Raw genomic sequence first — 20,112 nt, 5'->3', positions numbered from 1 at the left:
ACGGAGAAGAAGCTATGGGTGGAGATCCCATGGTGCGGCCGAGGGAGTTATCTGGAGAGAGGAAAATGCAATTAATCGATCTCGCCACCATTTCCAAGAAACACTTTCATTTCTTCGTCGAAAAATGCAATCAAACTTATCGATCAGGGCATGCCTTAGCTTATTACAGGGACTTGATTGCGATGCACAGGCAATCCAGAAGCCTAGAAACGTTAATCGATAACGACCAATTCTTGATCATAACTTATAGAACTTTAGAAGAATGGGATATGAACAAGAGGAGGGCAAAGCTTGCGCCATTTCAAGATTTCAAGAAATCTGTTATAACTTACAAAGAACAATTATTAAAATTGTATACATACAAGTTGTATGACGATATTTACGATGATCTTTCAACAATAAAACCAATATCTGAAATAATATTTAGTAATTTGAACGTTATGTTGTCAAATAGAAAAATTGTTGGTGTATCTAAAGCGCTTCATTTCTTGTTACCAGATCTTATTATGCCTATTGATAGCAAATATACTATGATGGCATTTTACGGTTACAATAAGTATTCAAATTCTACCAAAAAGGAATTTGAAACCTTTTGGGACATCATCAGTAGCACCTATGACATTGCTGGGCGCTTGAAGCTAAGCCCTCACGATGCCGATGGAGTTTTGTGGAAACAATCTATTCCCAAACTTATTGATAATGCAATTATTGGCATGTGGAATAGCGACAAAGAGGAAATCCTTTCCCTATGCGATAGCGAACCTAGCAGATAACCACCAAGCTTACGGCCGGCCCAAAAAGCAGGCCGGTCAGCCTTACGTTGGCTAGTTAATATGAAACAGTAACACGTCCATAGCCCAGGAGGTGTGACATGAATAAGCACGCAAAGAATACGATTTGCCTTTGGTATGATGGCGACGCCGAGGAGGCGGCGCGGTTTTATGCCGAGACTTTTCCCGATTCATCCGTTGGTGCGGTGCACCTCGCGCCCGGAGACTTTCCGTCTGGAAAGAAAGGGGATGTGTTGACGGTGGAGTTTACGGTGATGGGAATTCCCTGCCTCGGGCTCAATGGCGGACCCGGGGTCGAGCACAACTGGGCCTTCTCGTTTCAGGTCGCAACCGTTGACCAGGCCGAAACGGATCGCTACTGGAACGCCATCGTCGGCAACGGCGGTGAAGAGAGCCCCTGCGGTTGGTGCAAGGACAAATGGGGGCTGTTCTGGCAGATTACGCCGGTTGCTCTAACCGAAGCGATAACCGATCCCGACCCCGCCGCCGCCAAGCGTGCTTTCGATGCGATGATGGAGATGAAAAAGATCGACATCGCTGCAATCGAGGCGGCGCGCCGCGGTTGACGCGGTAATCGAAACCGGAGGATTTTCATGCCTGAAATGACCTACCGCGACGCCCTCAATCTGGCCATGAAGGAGGAGATGCGCCGCGACCCTTCGGTGGTGGTCTGGGGGGAGGATGTGGCATTCTACGAGGGCTCCTTCAAGGTGACCCGGGGGCTCCTGGCGGAGTTCGGGGAGGAGCGGGTGAAGGATACCCCCATCTCGGAGAACACCATCGTCGGTGTCGCCGTCGGCGCCGCCATGGGAGGCTTGCGGCCGGTGGCGGAGCTGATGACGGTGAACTTCGCTTTGCTCGCCATGGACCAGATCGTGAACCACATGGCGAAGATCCGCTCCATGTTCGGCGGGCAGGCTTCCGTGCCGATGGTGCTCCGGGCCCCCGGCGGCGGGGGGAGCCAGCTGGGAGCCCAGCATTCCCAGAGCCTGGAGAGCTACTTCATGCACTGCCCCGGCCTCTACGTGGCGGTGCCGGCAACCCCCGCCGACGCCCGGGGGCTTTTGAAGACGGCGATCCGCGACAACAACCCGGTGGTGTTCCTGGAGCACGAGCTCCTCTACAACAGCAAGGGGGAGGTCCCCGACGATCCGGAGTCCGTCGTCCCCTTCGGGAAGGCCGAGGTGAAGCGCGCGGGGACGGACGTGACCATCGTCGCCTACTCGCGGATGACCATCCTGGCGCTCCAGGCCGCGGCGGTGCTGGAGAAGGAGGGGGTCTCCTGCGAGGTGGTGGATCTCCGCACCCTCACCCCCCTCGATTCGGCCACCTTCGTGGAGTCGGTGAAGAGGACCGGCCGGGCGGTGGTGGTGGAGGAGTGCTGGCGGAGCGCCGGGCTGGGGGGGCATCTGGCCTCCATCATCGCCGAGGAGTGCTTCGATCGGCTTCGGGCGCCGGTGCGGCGGGTCTCGGGGCTCGACGTGCCGATGCCGTATTCGCGGCAGATCGAGCGGCTCTGCATTCCGCAGGCGGAGACTATCGCCGCGGCGGTGCGGGAGACGCTGAGCGGAACGTATTGAGAATCAATCTGCCACAGAGAGACGGAGACTCAGAGATAACAGCAAGAATACGTTGACAGCCATGGGAAAGCCGGGATGCACAGCGCACAGGAGTGAAAAGACGAGCGGCGTATTAAGTGGGAAATTTGATTTTCTCTGTGTCTCTGTGTCTCCGTGGCAGAAATTGAGGTGTTTATGCCAACCGACATAACCATGCCCAAACTCTCCGACACCATGACCGAGGGGCGGCTCGTCTCCTGGAAGAAGAGCGTCGGCGAGCAGATCGAGCGGGGGGAGATCATTGCCGAGGTGGAGACCGACAAGGCGACCATGGAGCTGGAGGCGTTCGCCTCGGGGGTGCTGGCCGAGCAGCGGGTGAAGCCGGGGGAGATGGTGGCCGTCGGCGCGGTGATCGGCGTCATCGGCGGGGGGGGGGAGGCTCCTCCCCCTGCCGGCGAAAAGCCGGCGCCTCCCCCCGAGGGTGCCCGGCAGCCGCCGGCGGAACCGCCAGCGCCGGAACGGGCGGGGGAGGTCCCCGAGCGGGTGATGGAACTCCCCGGCGAGGAGCAGCCTTCCCCGGTCTCCGCCGGCCACTCCGACGATACGAAGGCGGCGCCGGCGGTGCGCCGTCTGGCGCGGGAGCAGGGGGTCGACCTTGCCCGGGTGGCAGGCAGCGGCCCCGACGGACGGATCCTCCAGGAAGATCTGGAGCGGTATCTGGCCAAGCGGGACGAGGAGGGGACCGCCGGGGGCGCCCCGGCCGCCGCGGCAGGGGAGGGAGAGCCCCTCACGCGGATGCGCGGCGCCATCGCGAAGGTGACGGGGGAGGCGTGGCGGACGATCCCCCACTTCTACGAGACGGTGGAGATCGACATGAAGGAGGCGGTGGAGATCGTCCGGGAGCTGAAGGGGAGCGGGCACGACGCCACCTACAACGACCTGACGATCAGGGCGGCGGCCATGGCCCTCGGCTCGTTTCCGCTGATGAATGCCTCCTTCGCCGCCGACCGGATCGTGCGGCATGACGCCATTAACATCGGCTTTGCCGTGGCGATGGACGACGGCCTCCAGGTGCCGGTGGTGAAGGGGTGCCAGGGGCTCTCCCTGGCGGAGATTGCCCGGCAGACGGTGCGCCTGGCGGAACGGGCCCGCAGCGGCGCCATCACCCAGGAGGAGATCTCCGGCGGCACCTTCAGCATCTCCAACCTGGGGATGTTCGGGATCGACGAATTCGCCGCGGTGATCCTCCCTCCCCAGGCGGCGATCCTCGCGGTGGGAGCCGTGGCCGAGCGGCCGGCGGTGCGCGACGGGCACCTCGTGGCGGCGAAGACCATGCGGGTGACCCTCTCCTGCGACCACCGGGTGGTGGACGGGGCCTACGCCGCGCGGTTTCTGGGGGAGCTGAGGCGGATACTGGAAAATCCGGTGCTGATGCTGGTGTAGAGGGTGGAAGAGGGGAGTGGGAGAACTCTTGATGGTCGTTCCGGCAAAGGGAAACGCGAAATTGCAGGCGTTGATCGCCGAACTCTCCCGGATGATCGACGAGGCCGACCGGGAGGGGGCGAACCGCCTCATCGACCGGTGGGCCGCCACCCATGGCTACCAGAGCGCCCTCTCGGAGGTGCTGGAACCGCTGCTCCGTGAGGTGGGGGAGCGGTGGGAGCGTGAGGATATCTCCCTGGCCCAGAGCTTCGTGGCGGGAAAGGTGGCCGAGGATATCCTGAACAAGGCACTGGCCGCAGCCCCGGCCGGGACGCTCCGGGAGGTGCGGGGGACGGTGGTGCTCGGCAACATCGAGGACGACTACCACTCCCTCGGCCGCCGGATGGTCGGCACGTTCCTCCGCGCCGCGGGGTGGGGGGTGATCGATCTGGGGAACGACGTCCCGGCGGTCGAATTCGTCGACCGGGCCGTGGAGGCCGGCGCGCGGGTGATCGGGGTCTCGGCCATGATGCTCGTCACCGCCCGCGGCATCCGCGCGGTGCGCGAGGAGCTGGACCGCCGGGGGCTCTCCGGCAGGATCATGCTGGCGGTGGGGGGAGCGATCTTCAAGGTCCGTCCCGAGCTCGTCGCCGAGGTGGGAGGGGACGGGACGGCGGAGAATGCCATTGCGGCCCCCGCCCTCATGGAGTCGCTCCGGGAGCGCTCCCTGCGCGGGGAAGGGCAATGACCGCCGCCGAGCGGGTCATGGCCGCCTTCACCGGGGCGCGGACCGACCGCCCCCCCTTCACGCTCACCCTGAGTCTCTACGGCGCCCGGCTGATCGATATCCCCCTCGACCGCTACTATTCTGACCCGGCGCTCTACGCCCAAGGCCAGGCCCGGGTGGCCGAACTGATCGCCCCCGACATCATCTTCGCCCCCTTCGTCCTCCCCAAGGAGGCCGAGGCGTTCGGCGCCGAGCTCGCCATCCATGCCGCCGGCCCCCCCACCGTCCGCCGGCACCCGTTCCGTTCTCCCCGCGCCGCCGCGTCCCTGGCCCCACCCCCCATCGACCGCACCCCCCCTCGCCTATCTCTGCGAGAGCGTCCGGCGGCTTGCGGACCGTCTCAGGGGGGAGGTGCCGCTGGCCGCCGTCCTCACCGCCCCGGTCGATCTGCCGGCAATGCTCATGGGGCTCGAAGGGTGGCTCGAAACCCTTCTCTTCGATCCGGAGCTGGCGGAGCGGGTGCTGGCGGCGACAACGGAGCATTTCGTTGCCATGGCGGAGGCGCTGGCCCGGGCCGGGGCCGGCTGCATCGTCATCCCGCTCATGCTCTGCAACCCGCGGCTCGTGACGCCGGCCGTCATCTCCCGTCTCATCGTTCCACCCCTGGAGCGGGCCTTCGCCCGGGTCGGCCTGCCGCTCATCATCCATCACGGCGGCAATCCGGCCGTTCCTCTCCTGCCGCTGGTCTCGGGGCTTCCCAACGTGGCGGGGTTTGTCATCGGCCCCGGCGACAGCTTCGCGGAGGCGCGCCGCATCGTGGGAGAGACGCCGCTCTTGCTCGGCAACCTGAACGGGCCGGTCCTGAACCGCCTCCCCCCCGACCGGGCGCGGGAAATGGCCGGAAAGATCCTCGCCGAGCGCCGGGATGACCGGCACTTCGTCCTGGCCTCCTCCGCGGCGGATGTCCCGCTGGATACGCCGCTGGAGACGCTGCGGGCCATCCGGGACGAGGTCGCGGGGCAGGGAACGTCCGCCGTCCGCGGCGCCGCTGCCGGTGGCGATGCGGTGGTGGTCAGCTGCGGCATCTTCCGGGGCGAGCTGGCCGCCCTGGAGCAGGGGGGGAAATTCCCCTGGCCGGTGCGGTGTCTCGATTCCATGCTCCACATGCACCCCGATCTCCTGGCGCACAAGCTGGACGAAGAGGTCGAAGCCCTCCCCGGACGGCGCATCGTCCTGCTCTTCGGCGACTGCCAGGCCCGGATGGACCAGCTTGCCGCCCGTTCCGGCGTCCGCCGGGTGGCGGGGCACAACTGCTGCGAGATCATCCTGGGGAGCGAGGAGTACCGCCGGTTACGGCGCGCGGGGGCCTTCTTCCTCCTCCCCGAATGGAGCGCGCGCTGGAAGGAGGCGTTCCGGGACGAGCTGGGGTTCGTGACGGCGGAGAGCGCGCGGCTCTTCATGCAGGAGATGCACCGGCGCATCGTCTACCTCGATACGGGGGTGGTGCCGGTGCCGACGGAGACCCTGGAGGAGATCGGCTCCTACTTTGGTCTGCCGGTGGAGGTGATGGCGGTCCCCCCCGACCGCCTGGCCGATGCCGTTGCAGGGGCACTGGAGGTCGACGATGGGTGACGATTCCAACCACAAGTCGCTGAACTTCCTCTTCGTGGAGCTTCTGGAGAATATCCTGCGGCTGGCGGAGAATCCGGGAGAATGCGGCACCTACATCACGGAGCAGATTCGCGAACTGATCGGGGTGCGGGTCGTGGCGCTCATGCAGTGCGTGCAGTCGTCGGCGTGCGCGACGTACGAACCGGTGAGCCTCTGCCCCCGCCGCACGCGCGACGGCGGGTTTGCGGCGAACCTGCAGCGGCTTGCCCTCCTGAGCAGCGCCGCCCAGGGACCCCAGGTCTGGTTGCCCGAAGAGTCTCCGCCCGAAGTCCGCGATCTCCTTCCCCCCCACGCTGACGGCGAGAGCCTGATCTTCCCCCTGGATGCCGGGGGAGAACGGGTCGGGGTCCTGATGCTCCTCGGCGTCATGGGGCACGCCGGCCTCGATACCATTTACGCCTCCCTGGAGCGGCTGTCGGGGGTCCTGGCGCTGGTGCTCCGCAACAGCCTTCTCTACCGCGATCTGGAGCGGAAGGTGATGGAACGGACCGAAACGTTGCGCTGGCGCGCGCGGGTCGCCGCCGCCCTGGCCGACCTCTTCCCCCCCGTCGTCTGCACCACCGCCACATTCAACGATGTGGCGGCCATTGCCGTGGAGAAGGCCAAGGAGCTGACGGGGAGCAGCCACGGCTACATCGGGATGCTGGACGAAGCGGGGAGGCTGGTGACTAATCTCACCTCCGATATGATGGCGGGGGGCGGCGACCTCACCTTTCCCCCCGACGCCGCGGGGCGTTTCCCGGGGCTCTGGGGGCACTCGCTCAACACCCTGCTGCCGTTCTACAGCAACGCCCCCTCCCGCCATCCCGCCGCACTGGGGGTGCCGGCCGGGCATATCCCGGTGACCCGCTTCCTCTCGGTGCCGGTCCTCTTCGGCAACGCGCTCGTTGCCCAGATCGCCCTCGCCAACCCCCCCCACGACTACACCGACCGCGATCTCGAGGCCGTCTGCCGCATCTCCGAGTTTCTCGCCCTTGCCATTCAGCGGCTTCGGAGCGAGGAGGAGATCCGCCGGCTCAATGTCGATCTGGAACAGCGGGTGCGGGATCGGACGGCGCAACTGGAGGCGAGCAACCGGGAACTGGAGAGCTTCTGCTATTCGGTCTCCCACGACCTCCGTGCCCCGCTGCGCCACATCGAGGGGTTCAGCGCCATCCTGATGGACGAGCACTGCGAAACCGCCGGCGAGGAGGCGCTCGGCTGCCTGCGGCGGATCCGGGGGGCGACCGTCAAGATGGAACGGTTGATCGACGCCCTCCTGAACCTCTCACGGCTGTCGCGGGAGCCGCTGCACCGCGTGCCGCTCGATCTGTCGCAGCTCGCCCGCAAGGTGGCGGGGGAACTCGCCACTTCCGTACCCGGGCGGCGGGTGACATTCCGGATCGCCGACGATGTCCGCGCGGTTGCCGATCCGGTGCTGACGGAGGTGGTCATGACCAATCTCCTCGGCAACGCCTGGAAGTACACCGAGAAGAAGAAAGAGACGGTCATCGAGTTCGGCGCCCGCCCGGTGGACGGCGGGATGGTATACTTTGTCAGGGACAACGGCGCGGGATTCGACATGCGGTATGTGGGGAAGCTCTTCGGTGCCTTCCAGCGCCTCCATTCCTCCGAGGAGTTCGAGGGGATCGGCATCGGGCTGGCGACGGTGCAGCGGATCATCCACCGCCACGGCGGACTCGTCTGGGCCGAGGGGGTGCCGGGGGAGGGGGCGTGCTTCTCCTTCACCCTCGACGGTACCGGCGCGCCCCCCTTTGGAGGCGGGGAACCATGAAGATCCGCGACCTCGGTCTCATCGATTTTGCCGCCGCCTTCGCCATCCAGGAGCGACTGGCCGCGGAGGTGGCTGCCGGCGGAGCCCCCGAGACGCTGCTGCTGCTGGAGCATCCGCCGGTTTACACCATCGGCCGGGGGGGGAGGGGAGAGAACATCCTCGACCCGGCGATCGCGGCGGTGGAGACCAACCGGGGGGGCGACGTGACGTACCACGGGCCGGGACAGCTCGTCGGCTACCCCATCATCGACCTCGGGAGGCGCGGCCGCGATCTGCACCACTATCTCCGCTTCCTGGAGGAGGTGCTGATCCGGGCGGCGGCCGACTTCGGCGTGGCGGCCCGGCGGGTACCGGGGCGGACCGGCGTCTGGACGGAGCAGGGGAAGCTCGCCTCCATCGGCGTCGGCGTCCGCCGCTGGGTGACCATGCACGGCTTCGCCCTCAACGTCGCCACCGATCCCGCTCCTTTTTCCCGGATCAACCCGTGCGGCATCGCGGGGTGTCCGGTGACGTCGCTCGACGCCCTCTGCGGCCGAGCCGTTTCGCCGGAAGAGGCGAAGCGGCAGGTTGCAGGGTGGTTCCGCGCTGTGCTCGATCAACTGCTGACCAAGGAGGTTTTCCGTGTCCACTGACGAGTTGAAGCTCCCCGCCGAAAGGCTCCGCTGGGTATGCGATCCCGAGCAGTTCGACTTTGCCACCACCGCCGATCTCCCCGAGCTGGAGGGGACCCTCGGCCAGATCCGGGCCCTGGCCTCCATTGACTTCGGCCTCGGCATCCGCGAGAGCGGTTTCAACCTCTTTCTGGCGGGGGAACCGGGAACCGGCCGCACCTCCACCATCAAGAACATCCTCAAGAAGCGGGCGAAGACCGAGCCGACCCCGTCGGACTGGGTCTACGTCAACAACTTCAAGTCCCCCGACCTCCCCATCGCCCTGGCCCTGCCGGCCGGCCAGGGGGCGGAGCTGGAAGAGGAGATGCAGGAGCTGATCTCCAACGTCCGGACCATCATCCCCAAGGCCCTCGACAGCAAGGAGTACGAGGCCAACAAGGCCGCCATCGTCGAGGAGTACCAGGAGAAGAACAACGAGCTCTTCGGCGGGCTGGAGGGCGAGGCCCAGGGGAAGGGATTCGCGCTGCAGCGGACCGTTTCGGGGCTCGTCATGGTCCCCCAGAAGGAGGAGCGCAACTATACCCAGGAGGAGTATGAAGCGCTCTCCGCCGAGGAGCGGGAGAAGCTGGACGCCACCGGCCAGGAGTTGACGGAGAAGCTGAACGACGTGCTCCGCCAGGTGCGGGAGAACGAAAAGGGGACCAAGGACGCCCTGGCCCAGCTCGACCGCGATCTGGGGCTCGCCGCCGTCGGCCACCACATCGATCCCCTGCGGGAGAAGTACGGCGCCAACCCCCAGGTGGTGGAGTTTCTCGACGCCGTCCAGGAGGACATCATCCTGAACCTGGAGGACTTCAAGCCCCAGCAGCAGGTGCCGTCCCCCATCCCCGGCCTCAAGCTCCCGCGGCAGGAGCCCTCCTTCGAGCGCTACCAGGTGAACGTCTTCGTCGACAATCACGGCTGCGAGGGGGTGCCGGTGGTCTTCGAGCCGAACCCGACCTACAACAACCTCTTCGGCCGCCTCGAACACGTCATGCAGATGGGGGGGGTCGCCACCACCAACTTCACCCTCATCAAGCCGGGGGCGCTCCACAAGGCCAACGGCGGCTACCTGATCATCGACGCCCGGGAGGTGCTGATCAACCCCTTCTCCTGGGACGCCCTCAAACGCTGCATCCGCAACGCCGAGATCAAGATCGAGGACCCGCTGGAGCAGTACCGCTTCATTACCATCGCCTCCATGAAGCCGGAGCCGATCCCGCTCCAGTCGAAGATCATCATGATCGGCTCGCCGTGGATCTACTACCTCCTCTTCCACCTGGAGCCCGACTACCGGAAATTCTTCAAGGTGAAGGCCGACTTCGACAGCCGCATCGCCCGCACCCCGGAGGTGCTGAAGGATTACGCCCTCTTCGTCGCCACCCACTGCAAGAACGAGAAGCTCCTCCCCTTCGACCGCAGCGGCGTCGCCGCCCTGGTGGAGTATGCGGCGCGGCTCGTGGAGGACCAGGGGAAGCTCTCCTCCCAGTTCATGGAGATCTCGGACCTGATCCGCGAGGCGAGCTTCTGGGCCGGGAAGGAGGAGAACGGTGCCGCCACCCGGGCCCACGTGACCCGGGCCATCGAGCAGAAGACCTACCGGAGCAACCGGATCGAGGAGCGGATGCAGGAGCTCTTCGACGAGGGGACCATCCTCGTGGACACCGCCGGAGAGATGGTGGGGCAGATCAACGGCCTGTCGGTCATCACCCTGGCCGACCATACCTTCGGCCGCCCCTCCCGGGTCACCGCCCGGGTCTGGCTCGGCCGCGCCGGGATGGTCAACATCGAGCGGGAGGTGAAGCTCTCGGGGCCGATCCACGACAAGGGGGTCCTGATCCTCACCGGCTACCTCGGCGGGAAGTTCGCCCACGACAAGCCGCTCTCCTTCTCCGCCTCCATCTGCTTCGAGCAGAACTACGAGGGGGTCGAGGGGGACAGCGCCTCCTCCACCGAGCTCTACTGCCTCCTCTCCGCCTTCTCCGGCGTCCCGATCCGCCAAGGGATCGCGGTCACCGGCAGCGTCAACCAGCACGGGATGATCCAGCCCATCGGCGGGGTCAACTTCAAGATCGAGGGGTTCTTCGAGGTCTGCAAAGCGAAGGGGCTCACCGGGGAGCAGGGGGTGCTGATCCCCAAATCCAACGAGCGGCACCTGATGCTGAATGACGAGGTGGTGGAGGCGGTGCGCGCGGGGCGGTTCCACATCTGGAGCGTCGAGACCATCGACGAGGGGATCGGGATCCTCACCGGCGTCCCGGCCGGCCAGCTCCAGGAGGACGGCACCTATCCCGAGGGGAGCATCAACTATCGGGTGGATCAGCGGCTGCGGGAGATGCTGGAGAGCATGAAGAAATTCGCGGTGGGGGGGGAGAAGGAGGAACGGAAGGAGCTTCCGCCTCCCGCCGATGGCGGAGCCGCACCATGAGGCGCCGGGGGGCATGGGCGGCGATGGCGGCGGGGATGGCACTCCTGGCGGCGGGGTGCGGTCGGGGGGGCGGCGCCACCGGCGCGGCCCTCTTCGCCACCCACTGCGCCGGCTGTCACCCCGACGGCGGCAACACCGTGAACCCGAAGAAGACGCTGCGCCCCGCAGACCGGCAGGCAAACGGCATCCGCACGGCCGACGACGTGGCTGCCTTCATCCGCAACCCCGGCCAGGGGATGCCCGCCTTTCCCCCGGGGGTGATCCCCCCCGGCGACGCGCGGCGGATCGGAGCCTACGTGATCGCCGCGTTCCGGTGAGCCAGCGCCGTTCTCCCTTTCGCGGCTCATCGTCGACAGGACCGTGCCGGTGCGAACAGACGGGGCACGTCCTTCCGAGGTACGACCATGGCTGACGAACTCACCCCCTACCTCGAACACTCCCCCCTCGTCGACTGGCAGACCCCGGCGGTGCGGGAGCTCGCCCGGCGCCTCTCCACGGACACCGACACGGAGACGGCGGCGGCCTGCTTCGCCTTCGTCCGCGACGAGATCCGCCACAGCAACGACATCGAGACCGCGGCGATGCCGCTGGCGGCCTCCGCGGTGCTGGCGGCCCGCACCGGCCTCTGCTTCGCCAAGAGCCATCTGCTGGCGGCGCTCCTGCGGGCGAACGGCATCCCCGCAGGGTTCGGCTACGTCCGGCTCGCCTCGCAGGGGGCGGTCTCCGGCTTCTGCCTCCACGGCTTCAACACGATCCGCCTCCATGAGTTCGGCTGGGTACGGGCCGACGCCCGGGGAAACAACGCCCGCGTGAACACGGTCTTCGCCCCCCCCGGCGAGAGCCTCGCCTACCTTCCCCGGCGGGAGGGGGAATATTTCCTGGCGGAAAACTATCCCCGGCCGCTTCCGCTCGTTGTCGATGCCTATGCCCGGGCCCGGGATCTGGAGAGCCTTCGCGCGGCGCTCCCCGATGACCGGCGGGCACGCTTCGGTCCGATGTGACGGGGTGGCGGGAGAGAGACAGGGGTGAACGGGGGACGATGGCAGCTTGAATGCAATGGTGAAGCCTTGGTCCGGCTCCGTCAGAGGAGGCGAAAGAGCAGGTCGTGGGCCCCCTGGAACGGCCCGAGGGGGTTGCGCTGGTCCCGCATCTCATCGATGTGGGGGGCGCCGCTCCAGAGCTTGTAGGTCACATGGCCGTCCACCAGGACGAGCAGTGCCTTGAAGCGCCAGCCGGTCTCGGAGGAGATGCGCCGGAAATTGAAGAAATCGAGCCAGAAGTTGCCGATCCGCCTGGTGTGGAGGCGCTTGGGCTCGAAGACGTAGGCGCGGCAGTTGATGCGGGCCCGGAGGCACTCCTGGAGCCCCTCGTCGAGCTTGTCGAGGGGGATCGACTGGACCGTGCCGGCGATGTCGAGATAGGTGAGGATCTGCAGGTTGGGGGAGGCGACGGGGTCGAACCCGAGCGACTTGAGGTCCGCCATCGTGGTGATCCCGGGAATGATCTTCTCATAGGCGGACTTCGCCTCGTCAAAACTCTTCCACGGAGACTCGACGGTCTCCTTCGAGCTCGGCAGCAGCGTGCTGCACCCCCCCATAACCAGCAGGGCCCCGGCCAGCGCCAGGCGTCCGATCATCCCCAACGGCATCGCTTTCCCTCCGGCATCCGTCAGTCGCGGCACGTTACGCTATGCTCCTTCCGGCTCACTCCCCCCGATGCAGCGGTCGATCAGCGCGAGCAGTTCCCTGAAGTTGATCGGCTTCAGCACGTAGTGGTCGATGCCGATATCGCGGGCCATCCCCTGGTGGAACGTCTCGTTGTAGGCGCTGGTCACCACGACGATCGTGGCGGGGGCCAGGTTCTTGATCTCCCGCGCCATCCGGATACCGTCGAGGATCGGCATGTTGATGTCGGTGATGACGATCTCGGGCCGGTGCTGCCGGAACAGCTCCAGCCCCACGTGGCCGTTCTCGGCGGCCAAAAGGGTGACGGCGGGAAACCTGCGGGTGATCATGGTTTCCATGATGCTGCGGGCGACGGGATCGTCTTCCGCGTACAGGATGGTGACTGGCTGCGGAACTTCTTTGCGGTGCTCCATCTCAGACCTCTATCCGGAATTCGGCGCCGTCTCCGGTGTTGCGCGCGGTCAGGCGGCCGTGCATGTTCTTCTCGATGATGGTTTTCGACAGGAACAGGCCGACCCCGGTTCCCCGGTCCTGATCCTTGGTGGTGAAATAGGGATCGAAAATCCTCGGCATGATCGCCTCGCCGATCCCGCCGGCGTTGTCGGTAATCGTCACGACGCTCCGCCCGTTTTCCGTCCCCACCCGGATCACGACCCGGGGGTGGTCGTGGGGGCTCGCCTCGAAGGCGTCGCGGGCGTTGAGCAGGATGTTGAGCAGCACCTGCGAGTATTCGTTCGGGTAGCCGATGATGCGTGGGTCCCCGGCGGCATCGACGTCGAGGGCGATCCGCTGCTCCCGGTAATTGTCCTCGACGAGCGCCACGGCCCGGGCCACCATCTGGTTCAGGGGGAACTCCACCTTCTCCTTGTCGGGGCGGAAAAAGTGGCGGAAGTCGTCGATGGTGCGGGACATGTGGCAGATCACCTCCATCGCCTGGGCGACGGTGGCGTCGAGGACCTCCCCGTTCAGCTCCCCCTCTTCCTGCATCAGGGGCAACTGCTGGACGAGGAGCCCGAGGGTGTTCAGCGGCTGCCGCCACTGGTGGGCGATGTTGCCGATCATCTCCCCCAGGGCGGCGAGGCGGCCTTGCTGCATCAGCAGCCGCTCCTTTTCCCGCAGCTCCTCCACAGCCCTGATCCGTTCGAGGGTTTCCGCATGGAGCGTCTCCTCCGCCTCCTGCCGCTGGGCGACCTCCTGCCGGAGTTCCCTCACCGTCGCCGTCTGGGCAGCCATGGCCTTCTGCAGGCGCTCCGTCATCGCGTCGAAGGCGGCCGCCAGCTTTCCCAGCTCATCCCGGCTCACCGGTCCCACCCGATGGTCGAGATTGCCGGTGGCGACGGTTTCGGTCCCCTTCAGGAGGGTGTCGATGGCATCCATGATCCGCCTGCTGCCGGCAAAGGACGCGATGGCGACGATGACGGCAAGAACGGCGAGCGCCAAGACGAGGGTAGTTTCGAACCGGTCCCGAAGAAGGATCGTCGCCTGTCTGCTGTTGCCGGCAAGCGACGAGGCGGCGGCGAACATCTCGTGGGCCTTGATGAGCAGAATCCCGGAGAACCGTTCCTCTTGCTCTTGCAGAAGGGTGTCCCCGCTCTCCCGTGCAGCATGCCCGCGATCGGAGATCAGCAGGGCGAATATCGTCTCCATTTCGCCGTGCGCCGTCCGCAGCTTCAGCAGGAGCTTCCGTGCCGGTTCATCCCTGAAGCGGACCTCGGCCAGAAGCGTCCCCAGCCTGCCGTGCTTTGCGAACCACTGGTTTTTGAGCGCTTTCCCGCCATAGATCAGATACCGGTCGGTAAGGAAATTGAGCTCGAACACCTCCCGGGCAATCCGGTTGGCCATGTCGGTATCCCGCCGCTGTTCCTGGATCCGCCCTGCCATCAGCACGTGGCAAAGGCCGGCCAGCAGGGCCAGGAGCATGGGGAGGAGGGCGATGGTGATGAGGCGGGCTCTGATCGTCATGGCAGACTCTATCGGATCAGCGTCACCGCTTCGGGCCTGACGCCCGACAGGGGATCGGCGTAAAGGATGTCAGCAAGGTCCGGAACTTCCGCGTTCGAGAGCTTGTTATGCGTGATGATCCATCGCGCCTCTCTTTCCAGAGTGAGGGCGAACGCCTGGTCGAGGGTGAGGTCGAAGTCATAGTTCGACCAGAGCTGTCGGAGCTTGGCGGGGGAGAGTCCGACGTTCCCCGCCACGATCTGCTGGGCCTCCGCGGGATGCTTCCCTATAGTGTCATTGGCCCGGACGAGGGCCCTGAGAACTCCTTTCAGTGCGGTCGACGTTGCTGCCGCCGGCCCGGCGGAGGCAGCAACGCCCCAGTACATCCGGTACGTTTCGCCCGCGTCGAAATAGACGCTGTTCCCCGCCAGCCGCTCCTGCAGGTTTTCCGTGTGCGGTGTCCAGGTGGCGACGGCATCCACCGCTCCTCCGGCAAGCGCCTCCACCATGGCGTTCGGCGGAAGATTCACCATGGTCACCGCCGTGTGCGGGATGCCGTGGAGGAGCAGGAACTCGTCGAGCATGAACTCCGCCGATGTGCCGAGGGTTACGCCGATCCGTTTCCCGCGCAGGTCTTCCGGCCGGGCAATTCCTCGGTCGATCCGGGCCACGATGCTGTTTTCCCGGGTATTGCTGCTGAGGGAGGCAATGACGCTGATCTTCTCCTTGCGCATGGCCAGGATCGCCAGCGGCAGGTCGGCGCCAGTGGCCAGATCGGCTTCGCCGCGCAGGAGGGCATCGAGACACTCCTTCCCCGAGGTGTACGGGATGATCTTCACTGCCACCCCCTCGCTCCGGAACAGCCCCTTCTGCTGGGCGACGAACACCGGCGCCGAGTCGATGAGGGAGGCGACGGCGAACCGCACCGTCGCGGGAGGGGGAGCGGGGTGCTTCCGTGGCTGGAGAAAAAAAGCGAGGGCGGCACCCACGATTGCCGTCAGGGCAAAAATGATCACGGGAGCGGTCCGAGAGCTGGGCATCGTATCCTCGTGGCGAAATCGGAATCGGAATGGGAAGGCGGGAGCGTGAAGAGCGCGTCCGTCCGGCAGTTCCGGGGGGGTACTGCCAGTTGTCCGGGGAACGTCACTCCCTTAATGAACAAGTATAATCGGCGGACATCGGAATGCAACCAATGGCGTGGGCGGCTCGGGAGCGGGAATGAAAAAGGGGAAAGCCCCGTGGAGCTTTCCCCTGGTGTGTTGCCCGGGTTCTGCGTTCAGCTCCGGGCGCGTTTGCGCAGACATGCCGCCACGGCCAGGCCGGCTCCCAGGAGCAGGAAGGTGGACGGCTCGGGAACGGGGGCGGGGCCCGGTCCCGGTCCCGGCGGCGGGGGGGCGGCGCCGAAGCCGTCGAAGTAGGCGTAGCCGCCGTGGCCGCCGTAGGCGCAGTCGGAGGCGAGGACGGTCAGGGTCAGGTTGTGGCCGAGGACCCCCGAGGTGTCCAGGTTGGCGATCTGCCAGTCGCTGTAGCCCCAGGTCGACCAGCCGGAAGTGGCGGTATGCCACGCTGCGCCGCCGCCCGGCAACTGGCTCTGGTTGTAGTAATCCACGTACACGTCATAGAGGGAGGTGTTGGCGGTGTCGTCGTGGAGCGTTACCCGCACATGGCCGGGGTTGGGGTGGCCCGGGTCCTCGATGACCGCCGCCCAGGCGAAGTAGATGCTCGGATCGCTCCAGCCCAGTACCTGCTGGGTGAGGGTGGAGTAGTGATAGTTTGGATCATAGTTGTTGACCCGTGCGGAATAGGTGCCCTGGTAGACCGAATTCAAGGCTCCGCCGGTACGCGGGTCGGGGGCAGCCGTTACCACCGCCGATTTGCCGGGGTCCCCGGAGGGAGAGTAGTAACCGTAATAGGCCCCGCCCCCCTTTGTCCAGCCGTTGAAGTCTCCCAACTCGAATCCTCCGTTGATGAAGCTTGCGGCCCCGGCGGCGGTAGTGAAGGCCAGAGTCAGGACTGCTGCTAAGCTCCCTGCGCATCTCATGGCGAGTCTCCTTTCGCGGCAAGTATTGGATTGCAATAATTGGTGTTTTGCAATGTTGATGCCCGGGTGACATGGGCCGGAATCAGAGGGAATTTGCCGCTATTGCCGCACAAGGAGGGTCGTTTTGTAAGATTTGTCGACGTTGTATGTCGCTCCGCTTTACGTTGTCATCCTCAGAGGGGGGGCGGGACGAAAAAAAGGGGCCGCCTTGTCGGCGACCCAATGAAGGAGGCAATGATGTGTTCTGTTGCTGCTCGTTACTGCTGCTTTTCCGGCGGCGCCTTCATGGGGGCCTTCTTCTGCTCCCCGCGCTCCCGGGCCTTCTCACGCATTTCGTCCATTTTCTTCTGTTGCTCGGGGGTGAGCATCTCCCGGATCCGGTCGTGGCAGCGGGTGCGGATTTCATGCAGCTTGTCCCGCTTCTGGCTGCGGGAAAGGGAGGTGTCGTCCCGCAGCGCCTTGAGCTCCTTCGCCTCTTCTTCCAGGATCGGCTGGATCTTCGCCTTCTGATCGTCGGTGAGCCCGAGGTGCCTGGTCATTCGCTGGAGCCGCTCCGCCGGGTCCATCATCTGCATCTTTTCGTGGCGTCCCATCTTCCCGTGCCCCATTGCCGGGGCGTCTGCCGGCGTCGTCTCCGCCGAGGCTCCCTGCTGCAGCCCCGCCAGGGCCGCCAGGGCCGTGGCCGCCGCAATCGCCAGTTTCACCTTTCTCATGATCTCTCTCCTTTCGTCGTAGCTGCCGATGGTCCTCGCTGTCTTAAACGGAAAGGGGCGGTCGGCCGTTGACACGTTCCGGAAAAATCTGGTCTGCGGGGAAGACGCGGTGCTATACTCGCCGCTTCCCTCTCCGCGGAGGGGATGTCCAGGGTAAGGAGTACGCCGGTGTCGACCCGCTGTTCGATCATCATCAACCCCACATCGGGAAGCTATTCGGAAAAGGTGGTCGGCCGGGTGGTGGCGACCCTGCGGGAGGGGGGGCTCGACCCCCTGGTCCTCCCCACGGCGGGTCCCGACGATGCCGCGGCCTTTGCCGCCCGCATCTGCGCCCGGGAGCCGTCCCCCCTCATCATTGCCGCCGGGGGGGACGGGACGGTGAACGGGGTCATCAACGGCCTCGAACCGGGGAGGGCGACCGTGGCGTTTCTTCCCCTCGGTACCTCCAACGTCCTGGCGCGGGAGCTCGGCATCGGCTCCGCCGAGGAGGCGGCGCGGCGCATCATCCGCGGAGAAACCCGCCCCCTGACGGTGGGGCTCCTGGAGGGATTCGGCGTGCGCCGCCGCTTTTTCCTCATGGCAGGGGTCGGCTTCGACGGCCTGGTGGTGGAAGGGGTGCGGGGGGGAGAAAAGCGGCGCTTCGGCGCGGCGGCATACCTCCTGTCGGCCCTGCGGACCTTCGCCGCCTGGGAGACGAAGAGCATGGCGGTGACGGCGGGAGGGGAGCGCCGCCTCTGTCACAGCGTCGTGGTCTGCAATGCCGCACGCTACGGCGGCAACCATCTCCTGGCCCCCGGCGCGAACCTCTTCGGGCCGGAGTTCGGCGTGGTCTGCCTCGGCGGGAGCCGGCGGCGCGACTACCTCCGCCTTGCCCTCAACGTGGTGGCGGGGCGGGGGGCCCGGGGGAGCGGCGTCTCTCTCTTCCACGCCGCGGAGGTGGAGATCGGCGGCAACAAGCCGGTGCAGGTGGACGGCGATTTCGTCTGCCACGGCCCGGTGCGGATCTCGTCGCTTCCCGGCTTTGCGCGCCTCGTGGTGTGATGGGGGCCTGTGCTCAAGAATCGGCCGGGGGAACCGATATGAAAACTAGGGGGGCTCCCTTTCGGGCGGCAACCGGAAAACAAGAGAGGAGGATGACGGAATGAAGAAATTTGTTATGGCGCTCGTCGCGGCACTCTGCCTCGGCATGGCGGCGGGTGCCCTGGCCGGCGGCGGCGCAATCAAGGCGGGGGATGAAATCTACGTCTGCAACTGCGGCGAGAAATGCCCCTGCGGCGAGATCGCGAAGAAGGCCGGGAGATGCACCTGCGGCAAGGATATGGTGAAGGCGCGGGTGACCGGCGTCGAGAAGGGGAAGGTCGTCGTGACGCTGGACGGCAGGGAACGGGAGTTCAAGACCGTCGGCAAGTATGCCTGCGGCTGCGCAGGGTGCGGCTGCGGCAGCACGGCCCAGTCCGCCGGCAAGTGTGCCTGCGGCAAACCGATGAAAGAGGCGAAGCCGTAAGGCGTCGCCGGATTCAGCGCACCGACGGGCGGGGGAGATCCTCCGCCCGTTTTTTTTCGTCCGGGCGCTCCCGCCGGAGGGAGAGCCGGAACCAGAGCCAGGTGAGGAGCGCCGCCGCGGCCGTCCCCCCCCGATTGTCGGTGAGCCGGTCGAAGAACCGGTCGTGGAGGGCGAGGAGGGTCGCTTCCCCGCTCCCCGGCGGGTCGCCGGCCCGGAAATGGCGCCGGGCGTCGAGAGCGAAGGGGAGCTGCCAGGCGTTACCCCGCACGTACCCCCCCGTGGCATGCCAGAGCCGGCGCCGCTCCGCACGCGGAAGCCGGCGCAGGAGCCCGTCGATGCGGCGCAGGATCGGGGCAAGGTGGAGGCGCTCGGCTCCCCCCTGGAGCCGGTATCCCGCCACCAGCTCCGCCACCCCGTCGCTCCAGCCGATGTGGGCGAAGTTCATGAGCAGGGCGTTGACGGTCTGGCGCTCCCGCACCCCCTCCACCTCGAAGCGCCGGGCCGAGGTGACGATCTCCCCCGGCAGCAGGAGCCACTCCCCCGCCGCGGCGACGCGGGCTGCCAGCGCCACGTCTTCCAGGATCGGCAGCGACTCGTCGAAGGGGCCGGCTTCCTCGAAGAAGGAGCGCCGGATGAGGAGCCCCTGGTCGCCGTGGGTGCAGCCGGCGCGATGGAGCCGCGCCTTCCATTCGTAGAAGTGCCACGGCAGCGCGGGAGCCGCGTCGCTGCGCGCGAAGCGGAGGCGGAAGTGGCCGGCGACCCGCCCGTCCCCCCGGCGGGCGATGGCGGTCTCCAGGCTCTCCCGCGCCGTGAGCAGCGCCCGGGGATCGGGGAAGGCGCAGTCGGCGTGGAGGAAGAGGAGGGTGCCGGACCGGGAGGCGCGGCATCCCGCGTTCATCTGCCGCCCCCGCCCCCGGCCGGCCGTGACGACGGTGACCGGAAACGGGACCTCCGCCGCCAGGGCGCGGACCGCGGCCACGGTGCCGTCGTCCGAGCCGCCGTCGGCGATCACCAGCTCCAGCGTCACTCCCCGCTGGGCGGCGAGGGTGCCGAGGAGGGGGGCCACGGCCGGCGCCTCGTTGAGGACCGGGACGATGACGGAGATGTGGGGTGCTTCGGATCGCGAGGGCATGGTCGTCCGGAGAGTGGCGTTTTCAGGCATCATAGCACCTTGAGAGGGCGCATCAAGACATTTGCCGTTTTTTC

The 20,112-nt window shown here is 66.1% G+C and carries 20 protein-coding genes and 1 pseudogene; 14 read left to right on the top strand and 7 right to left on the bottom strand.

Features of this window, described 5'->3' with window-relative positions; genetic code table 11:
* Nucleotides 1–65: 65 nt before the first annotated feature.
* From GPICK_RS11510 to GPICK_RS11455, 12 genes and pseudogenes are all read left to right on the top strand, one after another.
* A complete protein-coding gene (locus tag GPICK_RS11510) occupies nucleotides 66–773 on the top strand; it encodes a hypothetical protein (protein WP_144400088.1) in 708 nt (235 codons plus the stop codon).
* Between the two features lie 98 nt (nucleotides 774–871).
* Nucleotides 872–1,357 carry a VOC family protein gene (locus GPICK_RS11505; RefSeq protein ID WP_039743348.1) on the top strand — a complete coding sequence of 162 codons (486 nt, stop codon included), beginning with the start codon at nucleotides 872–874 and terminating at the stop codon, nucleotides 1,355–1,357.
* Between the two features lie 27 nt (nucleotides 1,358–1,384).
* Nucleotides 1,385–2,371: an alpha-ketoacid dehydrogenase subunit beta gene (locus GPICK_RS11500; RefSeq protein ID WP_039743346.1), complete on the top strand. Its 987-nt coding sequence runs from the start codon at nucleotides 1,385–1,387 to the stop codon at nucleotides 2,369–2,371.
* 174 nt (nucleotides 2,372–2,545) lie between these two features.
* A complete protein-coding gene (locus tag GPICK_RS11495) occupies nucleotides 2,546–3,793 on the top strand; it encodes a dihydrolipoamide acetyltransferase family protein (protein WP_039743344.1) in 1,248 nt (415 codons plus the stop codon).
* A gap of 31 nt (nucleotides 3,794–3,824) precedes the next feature.
* Nucleotides 3,825–4,520: a cobalamin B12-binding domain-containing protein gene (locus GPICK_RS11490; protein ID WP_052263415.1), complete on the top strand. Its 696-nt coding sequence runs from the start codon at nucleotides 3,825–3,827 to the stop codon at nucleotides 4,518–4,520.
* Nucleotides 4,517–4,783: pseudogene (locus GPICK_RS18035) on the top strand (uroporphyrinogen decarboxylase family protein); the annotation flags it as partial. The gene GPICK_RS11490 and the pseudogene GPICK_RS18035, both read left to right, overlap by 4 nt.
* Nucleotides 4,764–6,131 (top strand): uroporphyrinogen decarboxylase family protein, encoded by a 1,368-nt coding sequence (locus GPICK_RS18030; protein WP_269078657.1) that lies wholly within the window; start codon nucleotides 4,764–4,766, stop codon nucleotides 6,129–6,131. The pseudogene GPICK_RS18035 and the gene GPICK_RS18030, both read left to right, overlap by 20 nt.
* Complete coding sequence (locus GPICK_RS11475; RefSeq protein WP_039743342.1) at nucleotides 6,124–7,944, top strand: sensor histidine kinase; 1,821 nt, start codon at nucleotides 6,124–6,126, stop codon at nucleotides 7,942–7,944. Before GPICK_RS18030 ends, GPICK_RS11475 begins: the two co-directional genes overlap by 8 nt.
* Nucleotides 7,941–8,576 carry a lipoyl(octanoyl) transferase LipB gene (gene lipB / locus GPICK_RS11470; RefSeq protein ID WP_039743340.1) on the top strand — a complete coding sequence of 212 codons (636 nt, stop codon included), beginning with the start codon at nucleotides 7,941–7,943 and terminating at the stop codon, nucleotides 8,574–8,576. Before GPICK_RS11475 ends, lipB begins: the two co-directional genes overlap by 4 nt.
* A complete protein-coding gene (locus GPICK_RS11465) occupies nucleotides 8,566–11,022 on the top strand; it encodes a Lon protease family protein (protein WP_039743338.1) in 2,457 nt (818 codons plus the stop codon). Before lipB ends, GPICK_RS11465 begins: the two co-directional genes overlap by 11 nt.
* The gene (locus tag GPICK_RS11460) at nucleotides 11,019–11,339 is read left to right on the top strand and encodes a c-type cytochrome (protein ID WP_039743336.1); all 321 of its coding nucleotides are present in this window, start codon (nucleotides 11,019–11,021) and stop codon (nucleotides 11,337–11,339) included. Before GPICK_RS11465 ends, GPICK_RS11460 begins: the two co-directional genes overlap by 4 nt.
* A gap of 87 nt (nucleotides 11,340–11,426) precedes the next feature.
* Complete coding sequence (locus tag GPICK_RS11455) at nucleotides 11,427–12,023, top strand: transglutaminase-like domain-containing protein (protein ID WP_039743334.1); 597 nt, start codon at nucleotides 11,427–11,429, stop codon at nucleotides 12,021–12,023.
* 80 nt (nucleotides 12,024–12,103) lie between these two features.
* Here the strand turns inward: GPICK_RS11455 and GPICK_RS11450 are convergent, their stop codons facing one another.
* The 6 genes from GPICK_RS11450 to GPICK_RS11425 form a co-directional block, all read right to left on the bottom strand.
* Nucleotides 12,104–12,703, bottom strand: a complete 600-nt coding sequence (locus GPICK_RS11450; RefSeq protein WP_236685544.1) for a hypothetical protein — start codon at nucleotides 12,701–12,703, stop codon at nucleotides 12,104–12,106.
* A 6-nt stretch (nucleotides 12,704–12,709) separates the two neighbouring features.
* Nucleotides 12,710–13,120, bottom strand: a complete 411-nt coding sequence (locus GPICK_RS11445; RefSeq protein WP_052263414.1) for a response regulator transcription factor — start codon at nucleotides 13,118–13,120, stop codon at nucleotides 12,710–12,712.
* A gap of 1 nt (nucleotide 13,121) precedes the next feature.
* Nucleotides 13,122–14,669, bottom strand: a complete 1,548-nt coding sequence (locus GPICK_RS16705) for a sensor histidine kinase (protein WP_052263413.1) — start codon at nucleotides 14,667–14,669, stop codon at nucleotides 13,122–13,124.
* 8 nt (nucleotides 14,670–14,677) lie between these two features.
* On the bottom strand, nucleotides 14,678–15,664 hold the full coding sequence (locus GPICK_RS11435; protein WP_236685543.1) for an ABC transporter substrate-binding protein: 987 nt from the start codon (nucleotides 15,662–15,664) through the stop codon (nucleotides 14,678–14,680).
* Nucleotides 15,665–15,924: 260 nt separating this feature from the next.
* The gene (locus tag GPICK_RS11430; protein WP_039743328.1) at nucleotides 15,925–16,689 is read right to left on the bottom strand and encodes a PEP-CTERM sorting domain-containing protein; all 765 of its coding nucleotides are present in this window, start codon (nucleotides 16,687–16,689) and stop codon (nucleotides 15,925–15,927) included.
* Nucleotides 16,690–16,946: 257 nt separating this feature from the next.
* Entirely contained in the window at nucleotides 16,947–17,402 is a 456-nt protein-coding gene (locus tag GPICK_RS11425) for a hypothetical protein (protein WP_039743326.1), read from the bottom strand.
* A gap of 144 nt (nucleotides 17,403–17,546) precedes the next feature.
* Between GPICK_RS11425 and GPICK_RS11420 the strand changes: the two genes are divergently transcribed.
* Together GPICK_RS11420 and GPICK_RS11415 are read left to right on the top strand one after the other, a co-directional pair.
* Nucleotides 17,547–18,443, top strand: coding sequence for a diacylglycerol/lipid kinase family protein (locus tag GPICK_RS11420; protein WP_084201428.1), 897 nt, complete (start codon nucleotides 17,547–17,549; stop codon nucleotides 18,441–18,443).
* Nucleotides 18,444–18,543: 100 nt separating this feature from the next.
* Nucleotides 18,544–18,906 carry a hypothetical protein gene (locus tag GPICK_RS11415; protein WP_039743321.1) on the top strand — a complete coding sequence of 121 codons (363 nt, stop codon included), beginning with the start codon at nucleotides 18,544–18,546 and terminating at the stop codon, nucleotides 18,904–18,906.
* A gap of 13 nt (nucleotides 18,907–18,919) precedes the next feature.
* Here GPICK_RS11415 and GPICK_RS11410 read toward each other — a convergent pair whose 3' ends face one another.
* The gene (locus tag GPICK_RS11410) at nucleotides 18,920–20,038 is read right to left on the bottom strand and encodes a TIGR04283 family arsenosugar biosynthesis glycosyltransferase (protein WP_039745693.1); all 1,119 of its coding nucleotides are present in this window, start codon (nucleotides 20,036–20,038) and stop codon (nucleotides 18,920–18,922) included.
* Nucleotides 20,039–20,112 lie beyond the last annotated feature (74 nt).

Source organism: Geobacter pickeringii (genome assembly GCF_000817955.1).
Taxonomy (GTDB): Bacteria; Desulfobacterota; Desulfuromonadia; order Geobacterales; family Geobacteraceae; genus Geobacter; species Geobacter pickeringii.
The sequence above is the reverse complement of the archived record's forward strand: the minus strand, read 5'-3'. Positions and strand labels throughout refer to the sequence as shown.